11 protein-coding genes and 2 pseudogenes are annotated in these 14,993 nt (G+C 42.0%); 11 read left to right on the forward strand and 2 right to left on the reverse strand.

Going from position 1 to position 14,993, the window contains the following annotated elements:
* Nucleotides 1–56: 56 nt before the first annotated feature.
* The 3 genes from C5470_RS14445 to C5470_RS14455 all read left to right on the forward strand — a co-directional run bounded on the left by C5470_RS14445 (nucleotide 57) and on the right by C5470_RS14455 (nucleotide 5,949).
* Complete coding sequence (locus C5470_RS14445; RefSeq protein WP_166290238.1) at nucleotides 57–4,499, forward strand: hemagglutinin repeat-containing protein; 4,443 nt, start codon at nucleotides 57–59, stop codon at nucleotides 4,497–4,499.
* 193 nt (nucleotides 4,500–4,692) lie between these two features.
* Nucleotides 4,693–5,688: an inner membrane protein YhjD gene (gene yhjD, locus C5470_RS14450; protein ID WP_166290240.1), complete on the forward strand. Its 996-nt coding sequence runs from the start codon at nucleotides 4,693–4,695 to the stop codon at nucleotides 5,686–5,688.
* Between the two features lie 54 nt (nucleotides 5,689–5,742).
* Nucleotides 5,743–5,949 (forward strand): 2-hydroxymuconate tautomerase family protein, encoded by a 207-nt coding sequence (locus C5470_RS14455; protein ID WP_036846083.1) that lies wholly within the window; start codon nucleotides 5,743–5,745, stop codon nucleotides 5,947–5,949.
* 123 nt (nucleotides 5,950–6,072) lie between these two features.
* Here C5470_RS14455 and tnpA read toward each other — a convergent pair whose 3' ends face one another.
* Nucleotides 6,073–6,477 carry an IS200/IS605 family transposase gene (gene tnpA / locus C5470_RS14460; RefSeq protein WP_036846086.1) on the reverse strand — a complete coding sequence of 135 codons (405 nt, stop codon included), beginning with the start codon at nucleotides 6,475–6,477 and terminating at the stop codon, nucleotides 6,073–6,075.
* Nucleotides 6,478–6,556: 79 nt separating this feature from the next.
* On the opposite strand from tnpA, the pseudogene C5470_RS22500 reads away from it, so the two are divergent.
* The 6 genes and pseudogenes from C5470_RS22500 to C5470_RS14490 all read left to right on the forward strand — a co-directional run.
* Nucleotides 6,557–7,349: pseudogene (locus tag C5470_RS22500) on the forward strand (RNA-guided endonuclease InsQ/TnpB family protein); the annotation flags it as partial.
* Nucleotides 7,350–7,757: 408 nt separating this feature from the next.
* Nucleotides 7,758–8,192, forward strand: coding sequence for a PAS domain-containing protein (locus C5470_RS23415; RefSeq protein ID WP_339916699.1), 435 nt, complete (start codon nucleotides 7,758–7,760; stop codon nucleotides 8,190–8,192).
* On the forward strand, nucleotides 8,152–8,433 hold the full coding sequence (locus tag C5470_RS23420) for a response regulator transcription factor (RefSeq protein WP_339916701.1): 282 nt from the start codon (nucleotides 8,152–8,154) through the stop codon (nucleotides 8,431–8,433). Before C5470_RS23415 ends, C5470_RS23420 begins: the two co-directional genes overlap by 41 nt.
* 74 nt (nucleotides 8,434–8,507) lie before the next feature.
* Nucleotides 8,508–9,511, forward strand: a pseudogene (locus C5470_RS14480) (LacI family DNA-binding transcriptional regulator).
* A gap of 118 nt (nucleotides 9,512–9,629) precedes the next feature.
* A complete protein-coding gene (gene nhaC / locus C5470_RS14485) occupies nucleotides 9,630–11,084 on the forward strand; it encodes a Na+/H+ antiporter NhaC (protein ID WP_166290242.1) in 1,455 nt (484 codons plus the stop codon).
* Nucleotides 11,071–12,246, forward strand: a complete 1,176-nt coding sequence (locus tag C5470_RS14490; RefSeq protein ID WP_036846098.1) for a MalY/PatB family protein — start codon at nucleotides 11,071–11,073, stop codon at nucleotides 12,244–12,246. The genes nhaC and C5470_RS14490 overlap by 14 nt, the downstream gene beginning before the upstream one ends.
* A gap of 253 nt (nucleotides 12,247–12,499) precedes the next feature.
* Here C5470_RS14490 and C5470_RS14495 read toward each other — a convergent pair whose 3' ends face one another.
* Nucleotides 12,500–12,712: a helix-turn-helix domain-containing protein gene (locus tag C5470_RS14495; RefSeq protein ID WP_207627001.1), complete on the reverse strand. Its 213-nt coding sequence runs from the start codon at nucleotides 12,710–12,712 to the stop codon at nucleotides 12,500–12,502.
* 889 nt (nucleotides 12,713–13,601) lie between these two features.
* Between C5470_RS14495 and C5470_RS14500 the strand changes: the two genes are divergently transcribed.
* Entirely contained in the window at nucleotides 13,602–14,276 is a 675-nt protein-coding gene (locus tag C5470_RS14500; RefSeq protein ID WP_036846104.1) for a helix-turn-helix transcriptional regulator, read from the forward strand.
* A 34-nt stretch (nucleotides 14,277–14,310) separates the two neighbouring features.
* Nucleotides 14,311–14,991 carry a helix-turn-helix transcriptional regulator gene (locus C5470_RS14505; protein WP_036846106.1) on the forward strand — a complete coding sequence of 227 codons (681 nt, stop codon included), beginning with the start codon at nucleotides 14,311–14,313 and terminating at the stop codon, nucleotides 14,989–14,991.
* Nucleotides 14,992–14,993: the final 2 nt, after the last annotated feature.

The following is a 14,993-nucleotide window of genomic DNA, read 5'->3' on the forward strand; positions in this document are numbered from 1 at the left end:
TTAGCAGTGCCCAATGTTGTACACAGTAATATAACTAAATATATAGAGACTCATATATGAAAAATAAAAAATTCAGGTTATCTCCTACCGGCAAGCTTGCCACTTCTATGGCTATCATTCTTGTTTCCTGCTCTACCAGCTTTGCCAACAAAATCGTTGGTGGGGGCGATCCGGCACATCATCCCGATATTTTAGCTATCGAAGGTAAAGCAACTGTGGTGAATATCGTGACACCCTCCTCTTCCGGGTTGTCACATAACCAATATCTGGATTATAACGTCAGCCAGTTGGGTGCCGTCCTGAATAACGCTCTGGCGGATGGGAAATCACAATTAGCCGGCCAGCTCACTGCTAATCCTAATTTAAATGGTCAAGCCGCCAGCCTGATTCTCAATGAAGTTATCAGCAGGAACCCTTCCCTGTTATTAGGTCAGCAGGAGGTGTTTGGTATCGCAGCAGATTATGTGCTGGCAAACCCAAATGGCATCACCTGTAATGGATGTGGTTTTATCAATACTAACCGCGCTGCTCTGGTCGTTGGTAATCCATTGGTAGAACAGGGTAATTTGCAAGGTTTCAGCACTTTTGATAATCAGAATAGTCTGAAAATTAAATCAGATGGCTTAATCGCCAACGCGGTTCTTGATCTTATTGCCCCTAAAATTGATAGCCGGGGAACTGTCACCGCTGAAAAAGAGATTAATGCTATCAGTGGTGAAAATAAAACCTCCGCCACAGGAGAAGTGCTCGATTCTCAGCAAAAATTAACCGGGATGCTGGATAGTTATTATCTTGGCAGTATGCAAGCCGGGCGCATCCATTTGCTTAATACCGCCAAAGGCAGCGGGGTAAATCTGCAAGGCTCTCTTTCCGGGAGTGACAAGATTATTGTTGATTCTCACGGCAACCTTAATTTAGAAGCCACACACCTGCAAGGTGGGGATCTTGAGCTTCTGGGCAACAATATTCAGGTAAAAGGCAAAGTCAGCGAATCAACATATAGCCGTGACGGTAGTAATAATTACCAAAGCTATTTCCGCAGTTCTTATATCAATGACAATAAAAGCAGCCAGTCACTGGCCCGCACTAAACTGGAAGGCAAAAATATTTCATTGGTTGCCAAGAACAATAACCAGATGACGGCCACGGATATAGTGGGTGACAATATTAATCTGAGTGGCGCCAATCTGATTTTAGATGGGCAGCAGTTAATTCAATCCACTAAAAATGTTAATAACCAACGGGGTTATTCCTGGCGGCATGAGGTTACTCAGGAGAGTGAAAAACAACATCAGTCAGGGAATACGATAAAAGCCCGGCAGAATGTCAATTTAAACGCCATTGCAGGTGACGTTAAGGTCTTTGGCAGCCAAATAGATGCCAAAGATAAACTGGCTATTACAGCAAAAAAAGATGTACAGATTGCTGGTCTGACTGAAACAGAGAAAACATCAGAAAAAGGTTACAAGAAAAATCACACGGCTAAATTGCAAACGGGAAGTTGGGAAGAGAGTAAACAGACTCAGCGCCTGATTGCCAGTGAATTACGAGCAGGAGCTGATCTTAATATTAAAGCAGGAACCCAAGCCGAAATTCTTGGCGCGAAAGCGCACGCAGGCCAGAATCTGGTACTGGAAGCTGGTAAACAACTGCAAATCAATGTGCAGAAAATTGCTGATAGCCGTGTTGTACGTGATGATAAGAAATATTGGGGCGGTATCGGTGGTGGCGCTAATAAAGACAACAGTGAGGTGAAAGAAACCAGCTATGCATCCGAACTCACTGCCAACGGGAGTTTATTGCTGTCCGGCCAAAAGGGTATATCGATTACCGGTAGCAAAGTAAAAGCGGTTCAAGGTGCTTTTATACATGCCAATAGTGGCGAGTTAACTATCGACAATGCTGTCAGTCATCTCAATCAGAAAATTGATGAGCGAACAGGTACGGTATTCAATATTACCAATAGTTCACAAAGGACCAGCAGCAATCAACAGAAATCTCATGGCAGCGAGTTAGTTTCCGAGGCTGATCTCAAATTACTCGGCGATGAAGATCTGAATGTGGTTGGCAGCCTGGTGCAAAGTGCCGGTGCCCTTAGCCTGAATACATCCGGTCATATCAAGGTACTCTCTTATGGCGAACAGAAACAGGTTGATAAGCAAAACACTTCTCTGGATCTGCAAAGTCAATTCCAGCAAAAGGGAGATAAGCAGTATCGCGCTGGCGTGGGTATTGAACATACCAGCAACGGCCAGAAAAATCAGATGACAACACAGCAAGCTTCTACGTTGAGTGGGGGGAGTATTACTATTGATGCTGATAAAGATGTCACCCTCAGTGGTTCCAATCTGGTGACGACCAAAGGTGATGCTAAGATCACTGGCACAAATGTTCATCTGTTAGCCGCACATGATAAAAAATCCGAAGAGAAATCTCAGAATAAAGAACATGTTGGTGTCTATCTTACCGGAGGAATCGATAAAGTGGGTGCCGGTATTCATGGCAGCTATGAAGGTCATAACAACAATCATACCCGCACCACTGCTGTTGTTTCCGATTCGCAGATCGCAGGTGATTTGAGCATTAAAGCCAGTGGGGAATTGGTTCAGGAAGGCACAAATCACAAAATCAATGGCACTTATACCACTGAGGCAGGCAAAGTCAGCAATCTGGCTGCATCCAATACTGAATCAAATTCCAATAGTAAACTACAGGTCGGCACGGATATTGGTGTCAATATAGATTATAGCGCTGTCACCCGCCCGATTGAGAAAGCGGTGAAAGAACCCGCAAAATCAGCTCTGGATGGAACATTCACCAAGAAAGGTACACCTAATCTGGGAGTGGATATTGCAGCCAACGGCAGTAGCACTCAGACAGCAAGCAAACAGTCCGACGCTGTCGTGACATCTGTCCAGGCCAGCAATGTCGTTATTAAAACCAATGGCGAACTGTATGATCAGGGCACTCAATATCACGCCAGCCAGGGTAATGTCTCGCTGAAAGCCGGCAACCATACCAGCGAAGCAGCACAGAATCACCACGAAAGCAGCCACAGTGAAACCAGCGGCAATGCGGACCTGCGCGTCTATACCACCACTGGTGAAGATATCTCTGCTAATGGTAAGGGAAAAGGCGGCACACAAAACAACCATACTTCCACAACCGAAGCAGTCACCAGCCAAATTACTGCAACAGATGACATTAATATCCATGTCGAGAGGGATGCTGAATATCAGGGTACATCTCTGTATGCCAAAACAGGCAAAACCAATATAGATGCGGGAGGGGATATCCGTTTTGATCATGCCACCAGCAGCACAACGAAAACAGCGACCGGTCATAACGGTGAAGCTTCTGCTAAAGGAGGAGCCTCTCCAGAAGGCAAGAATATTCATATCGGTCTTGGCGGCGGTTACAACACGGATAGCAAAAACAGCACCACAGCTCAGGTAAGTGAGATTAGCGGTAAGCAAGGGGTCAATCTGAATGCAGGCAGTGACCTGACGCTGAAAGGCTCAGCAGTGACAGGCAAGCAGATCGATCTGACGGCCAAACAAGGCAATATTGAGCTGGTCTCTGTTCAGGATCGCGTTAACAACGATGGTTGGGAATTGAACCTGAAAGGCAACGGTGGTAACTCAAACTCAGTCAAAAAAGCGGAAGATGACAGTACAACCACCACCACAAAACAGAACGTTGGCGGGGAAGTCAAAGTGGGTGTTGATCGCTTGCAAGCAACAACTCAGCGTAATAGCCACATCAAGGGCGAAAATGTTGTCATCAACAGTGGCGATGATACGACCGTTAGCGGTGCGCAAATAGGTGCTGATCAAGTAACAGGTAACATTGGTGGTGATTTGCGGGTTGAAAGCCGTAAAGACACGGAACATGGGCTGAATGTTGGTGTTGATGCGGGTCTTAATTACGCGAAAGAATCTAAAGTCAAAAGTGATGACATCCCCAAAGATGAAATGACTAAGGATCATGCACCTCAAGATGAAATATCTAAAGACGATGTATCGAAAGATGATCCATCGAAAAACACAACAGAAGAACCACAGCAGAAAGGATTACAAGAAAGACTAACCTCCGCGTTTAATAGCCTTAATAATATTAAAGGGATTAATGGCGTTACAGGTAAATTCAAAAGTAATGTCGATATTAAAGGTCGGGAAACTGTCAGTGAACAATCGGTAATTTCCGGTAATCAGAACGTTAATCTGGATGTAAAAGGCAATACACATCTGATTGGTGGGCAGATTGGTAGCGAGAAAGGCAATGTCATTATTAATACTCAAAATGTGGAACAACAATCTGTTACAGGTTATGACAACAGCAAAGGTGGCAGTTTAGTATTGCCTGATTCTGTTAGCGGAATTGTCAAGGAAGTTCAGGATGGTGTATTGTCCGGTAAAATACCCTTGGTGAAAACTTATAGCAATGAGACTGAAAATGGCGTAACTCATGGTGAAATAATTAATCGTAAATCGCATTAATCGGTTATGAGTTAATGCATCTCTAAAAGATCCTTCAAATGAGGGATCTTTTTATTTAAGATGCAATAAATAGCGGGAAATAACGGTTTATTTTATTAGAGCAATACTTTTCCATAGTTTTTATGAATTGTTAATAATTATCTTACAATGGCATTATAAGACAGTGAATTATTTGAAGTCATTGAGGGTGCACATGCCAAAGGATGTAGAAAAACAGGAAACAACAGAACATCAGCCGGAAAGGTTATCCAGAACTCCTTTGGAGAAAGGCATTCATCACGGTAAAAAAGCGATTTCTCTGACCGTCAGAGCAGGAAATTATATCCGTAATATTCCTATCATCGCTCACTTTATCCGGGCAACGCTACGCTTTAATGATCGGATGGGTAATCAGTTTGGGGCGGCAATCACCTATTTTTCATTCTTATCTCTTATCCCCATTCTGATGCTCTCTTTCGCCATTGCGGGTTTTATTCTGGCTTCTAATCCTGATTTACTGGCAAAACTAATCAATGGTATCGCAAACAGTATTAGTGATCCGACACTCGCCAATACACTGAAAAATAGTGTCGATACTGCGATTAAACAGCGAACTACCGTGGGATTAACCGGTTTGGCGATTGCTCTTTATTCCGGTGTAAACTGGGTAAGCAATTTACGTCAGGCAATTCTCGCCCAGTTCCAGCCTGTCTGGGTAGGGAATCAGGAAGATAACGAGAAAATCTATTTTAAATATATTCGTGATGCCATTTCTCTGATTGGGCTATTATTAGCTCTGGTGATCACACTGTCACTGACCTCTATCGCCGGCTCCGCTCAGGCAACCATCGTTAAGATATTAGGGTTAGATGGCATTGAGTGGCTGCGTCCATCGTGGTTCCTGATTGGCCTAACAATTTCTATTTCAGCCAACTATCTGCTTTTCCTGTGGCTATTCTGGGTATTACCCCGCCACCAGCCAGAACGCAAAGCATTGTTGAAAGGGACACTGATGGCAGCTATAGGTTTTGAAGTTATCAAATATATTATGACCATGACGCTGCCTCGCCTCGCCAGCTCCCCTTCCGGCGCGGCTTTTGGCTCTGTTATCGGCCTGATGACATTTTTCTATCTCTTTGCCCGCTTAACGCTGTTCTGCGCTGCCTGGATAGCCACTGCGGATCATTATCAAGATAAAAATACCGAATAAATGTGCCCTGGCAGAGTGAGTCTGCCAATAATAACCGATGAAAAGGAGCTGTTTATGCCGTTTGTAAATATCAGAATTACCCGTGAAGGTGCTACAGCAGAGCAAAAAAAGCAATTAATTGAAGGAGCTACCCAGTTACTGGTCGATGTATTGGGAAAAAATCCTGCAACAACCTTTGTTATTATTGATGAAGTTGAAACTGATAACTGGGGAATTGGCGGTAAAAATGTAACTGAACTCAGAGCCGAGGCTAAAAAGTAGTCTTCCGAGCATGATAAAGGGCGGTATTCCCCTGAGGGATCCCCATCTTTTCCTCCAAAGGGTACTCCCGCCGACATAAGGCGGGAGGGGAATTTGGACGGGCTTGAAAAGTCCGTATCAACATCAGCCACGCTGATGCTGAATGTATTGTTTAACCACTTCCAACGGAGCACCTCCGCACGAACCGGCAAAATAAGAGCGTGACCACAATACTGGCTTGCCGTATGCACCACGCAAATCCAGAAACTCATTACGCAAACGTCGTGATGTGACCGCTTTCAGCGAGTTGACCAGCACTGAGAACCGAACTGTCGGCGGGTATTCAATCAGCATATGGACGTGATCAGATTCACCGTAACTTTCTTTCAACTCTGCACCAAAATCGCGACAGATTTCCCCCGCATACTGATGAAAGGCTGCGTAGTGTAAATCCCCGAGTATTTTCCTCCGGTATCTGGTGACGAAAACAAGATGAACATGCAGAAGAAAAGCCGCCTGCCTTGAACGGTTGATTTTGTATTTTTGCATTGAAATTAACCGAATATTCAGTAGGATAGTGCATAAAATTACTCCACACTGAATGCAGATGCTCATCCTGAAAGCCTACAAATTCAGACAATCGCAGGATGTACAGGGCAAGATAAAAAATGTGACCGTCAGCCAACGAGCTGGACATTGGTACATCTCATTTCAGGTAGAAATTGAAACAGAGACTCAGATTCACCCGGCAACCACAATGATTGGCCTGGATGCCGGCGTCACCAAACTTGCTACCCTGTCAGACGGGACGATATTCGAGCCGGTTAACAGTTTTAAAACAAATCAGAAAAAGCTGGCAAAGCGCCAGTATCAGTTAAGCCGCAAGGTCAAATTCAGCAATAACTGGCAGAAACAGAAACGTAAGATACTGCGTCTGCACGCCAGTATAGCCAACATTCGCAAAGACTACCTTCACAAAGTCACCACGACTATCAGCAAAAACCACGCGATGATCGTCATTGAAGACTTGAAGGTGAGCACTATGTCAAAGTCTGCGAAAGGTAAGGCAGAACAGCCCGGTCGTCACGTCCGTGCAAAATCAGGCTTAAATCGTTCAATACTGGATCAGGGCTGGTACGAAATGCGCCGTCAGCTTGAGTACAAGCAACTCTGGCGTGGCAGTCAGGTCGACCTATACCCGTCAGCGATGCGCTTGCTGTGGTCATACAGCAAAAGAAAATCGCCAGTCACAAAGTCAGTTCGAGTGTCAGGTATGTGGATACACCACGAATGCCGATGTAAACGGTGCGTGTAATATTTTAGCGGCAGGGCATGCCGTATTTGCCTGTGGAGGAAGGGGGCATTCAGGCCGTCCGTTGAAGCAGGAACCTGACACTGAGCGATCAGCAGTTACCCACTAACGGGGAGCCCCCTCCTGAGTCACGAAGAGTGAAGGTGGGGGAGGATGTCAATGAAGTATTACCCTAAAAAATTAGGGAATATTGCCGTTACTCGGTTATAAGCAAGACCTAAAATTGATATATAAATCACATTTTCACACTTCATGAAACCGGTTACATGAACAGCAAACTTATCTCACATTCCACCTAAACTGGATTTGTTACTCTATTGTAACAAACAATTTGAAACTGGAGTTTGAACTTTATGATTAAGAACAATCTTAATCTGGGACCACTCATGCTATTGAAATCATAGCAATACTATAACTTCCAATTATGAGGGAGTAATTCCCTATAGAACGAATAGCTGTTCTTATTGATTGTTGAAAGACTTTTCTACTTATATTCAATAATTATTGAAGGTCATATATGAGTCAAATTACTCCTCAGTTAACAAATATGTGGGATAGAAGTCATGAATCATGGTTTGTAAAAGATAAGAAATTTCATTTTATATATGCAAACAAAGTATTTATTAAACTAAGTAAGTTACCTGAACACTTTAATGTCACAGGATATACTGCCAAAGAATTACCTACACCGTTTAATCATCTTGTTCACCTTTTTGAAGAACATGACCGTAAGGTATTACAATCTATGCAACGAGTATCCTCTATTGGGGCTTATCTTCAAAGTAATAACCAACAACTCAAGCCCTATTTTTGCGAAAAATACCCGTTAATGGATGAAAAGAATCACTGTATTGGAATAATTTGTCACATTAAAGAAATAAACCATTTTTCAGTCCACCATTATATTAAAAATGATACAACTATATCTGTTAAGCTTAACCCCCCCCAATAATATATTGACAGAAAAAGAATGGATAATAATCTTTTTATTCTGCCGCGGCATCAGTAATCAATGTATTGCTTATGAAATGAAAATTTCATACCGTACCGTGGAAAAGTACTTCCAAGATATCTATGAGAAATTATCAATCGGATCAATTATTGAGTTGAAACTATTTTGCGAAAAAAATAATTATAATCTATATATTCCACCAAAATACTTTAAATCTATGAACCATTTTTTGCTGGATTAAGAATGATGCCTGTACTCTATATTATTCTATTAATTGGGATATGATTTATTTTACATAACTGCTGAGGAGAAAGCATGACTACTATGAAAGACGTAGCATATCAAGCTGGAGTATCCGTAGCCACTGTAAGCCGCGTCATCAATAGTACGGCTTATGTCGAACCAGGCACCCGTGAGCGTGTAGAAAAAGCCATGCGTGAGCTCAATTATCACCGTAATTTTGCCGCACTTGCACTGGCAAAACGATGCGGGAACATGTTGGGTTTACTCACTGGCAATCTGGCTGATCCTTTTTTTTCCCTTTTGGCGCGCGGGGTTGAAAAAATTGCCCGGAAGAAGAGGTCAAGCTGATGGTTTGTAGTGGAGGATATCAAGCCGAACTTGAGAGATCTGCCTTAGATTTTTTAATTAATCAGGGATGCGAAGCAATAGTCGCTCATGTTAGTAGAATGAGCGATACAGATGTATTACGTTATACCGCTCATACGCCAGGATTAGTGATTATTAATCGATATTTCCCTGCTATCGCCAACCGGTGCATTTGGTTAGATAATGTCAGTGCTTCTCAGGCTGCTACCCACTATCTTCTTCAAAATGGTCATCGAAAAATTGCTTGTATAACAGCAGATCTACCAATCGATAATAGAAGGCTCCGCCTGGAAGGGTATCATGCCGCAATGACTAATACGGGTATCACAGTACCTGGCAATTGGGTTATTAGCGTTCCATTCAACGAAAAGGGTGGGGAACTGGCAACAAAAAAGCTCTTAGACAGCGGCATCGGCTTTACTGCGGCGGTAACATTTAATGACGTTATGGCTGCCGGTATGATGCGATCCCTACATCAACGGAAAATCAAATTACCAGAACAACTGTCGATTGTTGGGTTTGATGATATTGTCCCGGCCCAATATCTCTATCCACCCTTAACTACCATACACAACCCAATAGAACGAATGGCTCAGAGGGCCGCTAATCTGGCATTGCAGATCAATGCCAAAAAAGAAGTAGCTCCACAAATGAATATGTTCTCAGCCGAACTTGTCATCAGAGATTCCGTTTTTCTAATAGAGAAATAAAAAGCATCACACATAAACATAAGAGTAAAGAACAAGTAATATCTGTCACATCTCATTCAAAATAAATTCATTATTCTATTCTGTTTCAATAATTCATCTGGAACTGGAGTTTTAAAATATGGATGACAAGAAAAAGATTAATCTGGGACTTGCCATACTGCCAATCGCAACAATGCTCTTACTATTGGTTATTGGGTATGGTCAATTGAATTTACGCATCGAATCCCTATTGCTCATATCAGCAGGAATAGCAGCTACCTTGGCATATTGGCAAGGCTATCGCTGGAATGACATTATCGATGCTATTGTGGCAAAGCTAGCTAAAACAATGCCGGTGATGATGATACTGATTTGCGTAGGCGGGTTAATTGGGACCTGGATGTTCAGCGGAACCATACCTTACATGGTGTATTGGGGGTTAAAGCTGATTAGCCCTCAATACATACTTATTGCTGCTTTCTTTATCACGAGCGTTATCTCAGTTTGTACCGGTACGTCATGGGGGGCAGCCGGAACAGTTGGCGTAGCGCTAATGGGCGTCGCCGCTGGCCTCGATGTGCCTCTGGCGGCAGCGGCGGGCGCGGTTGTTTCAGGTGCGTATTTCGGTGATAAAATTTCACCGTTATCTGACTCGACTAACTTCGCTGCCATCGTCGCCGATACCGATCTTTACAGTCATATTCAACATTTGATGTATACCACTATTCCCGGCTTTGTTTTAGCCGCTATTGTTTATTTTATTGCGGGTCATACAAGCTTAACAGGTAGCGTAGCAACACCTGAAAAAGTCACAGACATCCTTCAATCTCTTGAAAGCCTGTATCACTTCAATTTATTGATGATTTTGCCACCAATACTGGTTTTGTGGGGAGCAATAACAAAACGGCCGGTGATACCCGTCATGCTGGCTGGCTGTGCATTGGCTATTGTGCTTGGTATAGGTCTCCAGGGACTCACCCTTAAACAGGGCCTTAATGTGTTGATAGAGGGTTTCAATCTCTCTATGTTCTCTGATCAGAGACACAATATCACCGGGGTTGTTAGCGACGTCCCACGTCTGCTCAATCGGGGGGGCATGTCTTCGATGATGAGTACCATCCTGCTTGCATTTTGTGCATTCGCGTTCGCCGGTGCTTTAGCACTCACTGGCGCCCTGACCGTCATCATCAACTCACTTCTACAAGTTGTTCGCACAACAGGGCAACTTATCGCTGCAACCCTGGCAACCACTATTCTGGTAACGGGCGCAACCTGCAACGGAAAGTTGGGTCTCCTCATCCCGGCGGAGCTGTTCAAAGGGGCCTATCATCGTATGGGACTGGATAATAAAAATCTGTCACGGACAATAGAAGATGGCTGTACCGTCATAGAACCGTTAATCCCCTGGACTGCTGCCGGTATTTATATGGCGACTACATTGGGTGTCAGTACGCTTGATCTGCTACCTTGGGCTATCCAGTGCTATGCTGCCGTCTTCCTGGCTCTCATCTATGGCTTTACCGGTTTTGGTATTGCAAGAGTCACACCGGAAAATGCCCTGAATAAAAAGGAAACCCAACGTGAAATCGCCTGATTTCAACCAGATAATCGATCGCCACAATACAAGCTCTGTTAAGTGGGACTTTTTAGGTCGTGACTTGCACTTAGACAAAACTGACCTGCTTCCAATGTGGGTGTCCGATTTCGATTTTCAATGCCCGGAAGCGGTCCTGCAAACACTCTACTCCCGAATTGAACATGGCATCTTCGGTTATAGCGAACGCGACGATCACTATTACCAGGCGGCAATAGACTGGTTTTCAAGGCACCATAAATTGACCTTGTGCCACGACTGGTTCACGTCAATAGAAGGTGTCATACCTGGACTGGCTTTACTGATACAGATGCTGAGTAAACCGGGGGAAGGTGTGGTTGTACAAGGGCCCTATTATGCTTCATTCGCCAAAATTATTACTATGAACGGCAGAATGATGATTGAAAACCCACTTCTTGAAAGTCTGGACGGTTATAAGATTAATTATGATCATCTGGAACAGATGTTGGAGCAACACAGACCACCTCTGCTAGTGTTATGTAATCCACATAACCCTACGGGTAGATGCTGGAATAGTGACGAACTACTCCGGCTATTGATACTCTGCAAAAGGTACGGTACGACCGTAATTTCCGATGAAATTTGGGCTGATTTAATTTTGCCTGGGGAGAAATTCACCTCAATACTGCATCTGGGGAATGAATGGCATAGCAACGTCATTGCCGCCACCTCAGCAAGTAAAACATTTGGACTCTCATCACTTCGTATATCGAACTTTCTCATTCCAGATCCCGGCCTGCGGCGTGCCTTTAAAGCGCGGCTGGATGCTCATGGACTGGATGTATTCAACGCGCTATCTATGACTGCGGCTACAGCCGCATATCAACATGGGGATGTATGGCTTGATGAACTACAACATTACCTGGCAGAAAACCGTTGCTGGTTCGGGCAGGCTTTAACGTCTGCCGTTCCCTGGTGCCGAATGACTAAAGCGGAAGGTACATATCTGGCCTGGCTGGATTGTCGCGATTTAGGCTTGGATGATGACACCCTGCAACGGGCCTTATTACAAAAAGCCAAAATAGTCGTTTCAATGGGATGGAGTTTTGGTGATAAGGGTGAAGGGTTTATCAGAGTAAATTTAGGTTGTCCCCGCGAATACCTTGAAAAGGCAATTGCTGGTTTGGTTCAGGTAACATGATTAAAATAAAAAGGTATCCACGGAATTAGTAGAAATATAGGTGGATGTCAACACAAGATAAAAAATTAACGATTAATGTAGAAAAGGCATTCCGATGATAAATATCCTGAATTGGCCTGATTATATATTTTAATCAGAGCGCGATAACAAAAACAAAGCAGGGCGTTAATAGCTCTGCTTTTATTCTATTATCCTACCTGAAACTTTCCACAAGACATAAGATAAATTTCAGGTAATTAATCTCTTTTCATTATTATTTAGAATATCTACTTGGCCATATTTTGAAAGGCTCACAGCCTAAAGCGGTAGCAATGAGTCGTTCACCCTTAGGCCAGGGCCGGTGCAGGGCATTACTTAACGTGGATGATGCGAGCCCCGCTTCTCTTGAAACAGCAGATAATGACGTTCCCCGTTTTTTAAGTCCCGCAATAATATCCGCTGGGTGCCAGTCGATTTTTACAATCATTTCTTTCTTCTCTCCTCAGTTTGGTTATTCAAGGTGCTATATTCATACTCTCTTCAGATTGATATTTTTATGTTGTTACAGCTTTTTCCCTGAGTCCGCATTGGGCGGAATGCTAAAAAATGGCTGTACAAAAACATTAAACCCCGCCAAGTACAGCCAAATATTCTCCGAATAGGAAAATGTTATGTCTAACGACAAAAAGGTCATAAATGAACGTTAAATGTTCAGGAATGTTCTTTTGCGGATACTAAAATGTTTAAAAAGTTTAGTTATTTTTGTAAATGCTGTAAACGTATGAAATACTTTAACGAATGTCTTAAAAGAAGCTCTTCAGTTACGAGGAATGACACCAACAAAGTTAGCTCATTGGCTCGTATTCCATATTTATGTACAGATAAAGATGATGATCTATTTGCAATATCAATATCTCAAAATGACTTATTTGAGGAAGGGGCAACTATGGTTGTTAACAAGCAGGGAAAAGGAAACGGTTTTTTTTCTTATTGAAGATTATTCAATTCACGTGTAGAAGAAAAACTTCTAAATGATCACGCCAGGTTCCGATTTGATACCAAATTTAAAAATTTTTATGTGACATATAGCAACATAATATCTCATATCTTTATAAAACAATCCATCTTAACAGATTGCAATGTTATGTGCGTTCAATTTTTAACTGGTAAAATAAATCACTTAAATAACTTTCAATAAAAATAATATTTTTTTATTATGCTATTTAGTACTGATAATACCATCATGAAATTAATGAACATACAGTCTTTGGCTGGATAATTGTTATACTATACTATATTATATAGTTAAGTTATTTTATGTATAACCAGAAAACAATTCATTCAGATAATGACTTAATCATAATTAAGGAGTTACTATGTCAAATAATATCGATCAGAAATTAATTCATATGTGGGAAAAAAGTCATGAACCTTGTGGAGTTAAAGATCTGCAATCAAGGTTTATCTATGCTAATCCGGCTTTCTATCAACTGCTCAACTTGCCCGAAGATTTCGATATTACGGGGCTTTCAGCAGGAGAATTACCCTCATCTATTGCAGAATATGAAAAAGAATATTACCGTCAGGATCAAAAAGTTATTCAAACTATGCAAAAAGTATCTTCAATGGAAACTCATCCATTTGGAGAAAATAAAACTAAGCAAACCTATATTTGTGACAAATATCCCCTTTGTGATGAAAAGGGGGATTGCATGGGGATTATTTTTCACATGTCCAAAATTCAAAACTTTTCTACGGCTTACTACTATGAAAGAACATCTCCGGTGACGCAGGAATTCACACCGCCTAACGATATACTGACGCAAACTGAGTGGGAAGTGCTCTTTTTGACTCTGCGCTTACTGGATGAAGAAAGTATCAGCGAAGCATTAATGATGAATACAGAGGATGTTGTTAATCATATTCAGTCAATTTACCGAAAATTCAATTTGTCCTTACATGCAGAACTAAAGGATTTCTGTAAAGAAAATAAACTTGATCTCTATTTCCCTGAAAGATTTGTCACTATTGGTAGTAGAGAATTAAGCTGATTAATGTCATTTAAACATAATAAGGAATGATGATATGAATAATAAAGTAATCATTTCCCCTCAAATCATTAACACAATGCAGCAAAGTAATGAGCCCTGGGGGATCAAAGATAAAAATTCATGCTTTATTTATGGCAATCTGGCACTTAAACATCTTGAAAATCTGCCAGACTCATTTGATTACGAAGGGCGATATGATTATGAACTTCCTTGGGATGGTGCTGAGTTTGCAAAGGAATTTGTTCTTCATGATCAAAGTGTAATGAAGAGCGAAACAACAGTATGTTCGCTTGAAACACATATGTTTGGCAAAGATAAATTTTTATCATCTCATTTTTGTGAAAAATACCCACTATATAATGATGAAAACGAATGTGTCGGAATCATTTTCCACGGACGGGAAGCCCAGGATTTCTCATTAACCCGTCTATTTTATGGAAAACTCCCTGCATCTATTATATTTCAACCACCTACTCATTTATTTACTCCACGGGAATGGGATGTCATTTTTCTCTCTTTACATAAAAATACCAGTAAACAAATTGGCAGAATATTAAACATTTCCTACCGTACTGTTGAACACTATACGGCACAAATATACAGAAAGGTTGGTGTTAAGTCTGCTCAGCAATTGGAGGAATATTGTCGCTTTAATGATTATGATCTTTATGTACCCAAAAGATTTTTACATCCTGAAAGCAGTATTTTGGTTTGAAT

This window comes from Photorhabdus stackebrandtii (genome assembly GCF_011189495.1).
Taxonomy (GTDB): domain Bacteria; phylum Pseudomonadota; class Gammaproteobacteria; order Enterobacterales; family Enterobacteriaceae; genus Photorhabdus; species Photorhabdus khanii.

Coding starts and splice junctions, on each gene's coding strand:
- C5470_RS23420 (WP_339916701.1), top strand. CDS start 8,152: ATGATACAACTATATCTGTTAAGCTTAACCCCCCCCAATAATATATTG.
- yhjD (WP_166290240.1), top strand. CDS start 4,693: ATGCCAAAGGATGTAGAAAAACAGGAAACAACAGAACATCAGCCGGAA.
- C5470_RS14455 (WP_036846083.1), top strand. CDS start 5,743: ATGCCGTTTGTAAATATCAGAATTACCCGTGAAGGTGCTACAGCAGAG.
- tnpA (WP_036846086.1), bottom strand. CDS start 6,477: ATGCAAAAATACAAAATCAACCGTTCAAGGCAGGCGGCTTTTCTTCTG.
- C5470_RS14500 (WP_036846104.1), top strand. CDS start 13,602: ATGTCAAATAATATCGATCAGAAATTAATTCATATGTGGGAAAAAAGT.
- C5470_RS14505 (WP_036846106.1), top strand. CDS start 14,311: ATGAATAATAAAGTAATCATTTCCCCTCAAATCATTAACACAATGCAG.
- nhaC (WP_166290242.1), top strand. CDS start 9,630: ATGGATGACAAGAAAAAGATTAATCTGGGACTTGCCATACTGCCAATC.
- C5470_RS23415 (WP_339916699.1), top strand. CDS start 7,758: ATGAGTCAAATTACTCCTCAGTTAACAAATATGTGGGATAGAAGTCAT.
- C5470_RS14495 (WP_207627001.1), bottom strand. CDS start 12,712: ATGATTGTAAAAATCGACTGGCACCCAGCGGATATTATTGCGGGACTT.
- C5470_RS14445 (WP_166290238.1), top strand. CDS start 57: ATGAAAAATAAAAAATTCAGGTTATCTCCTACCGGCAAGCTTGCCACT.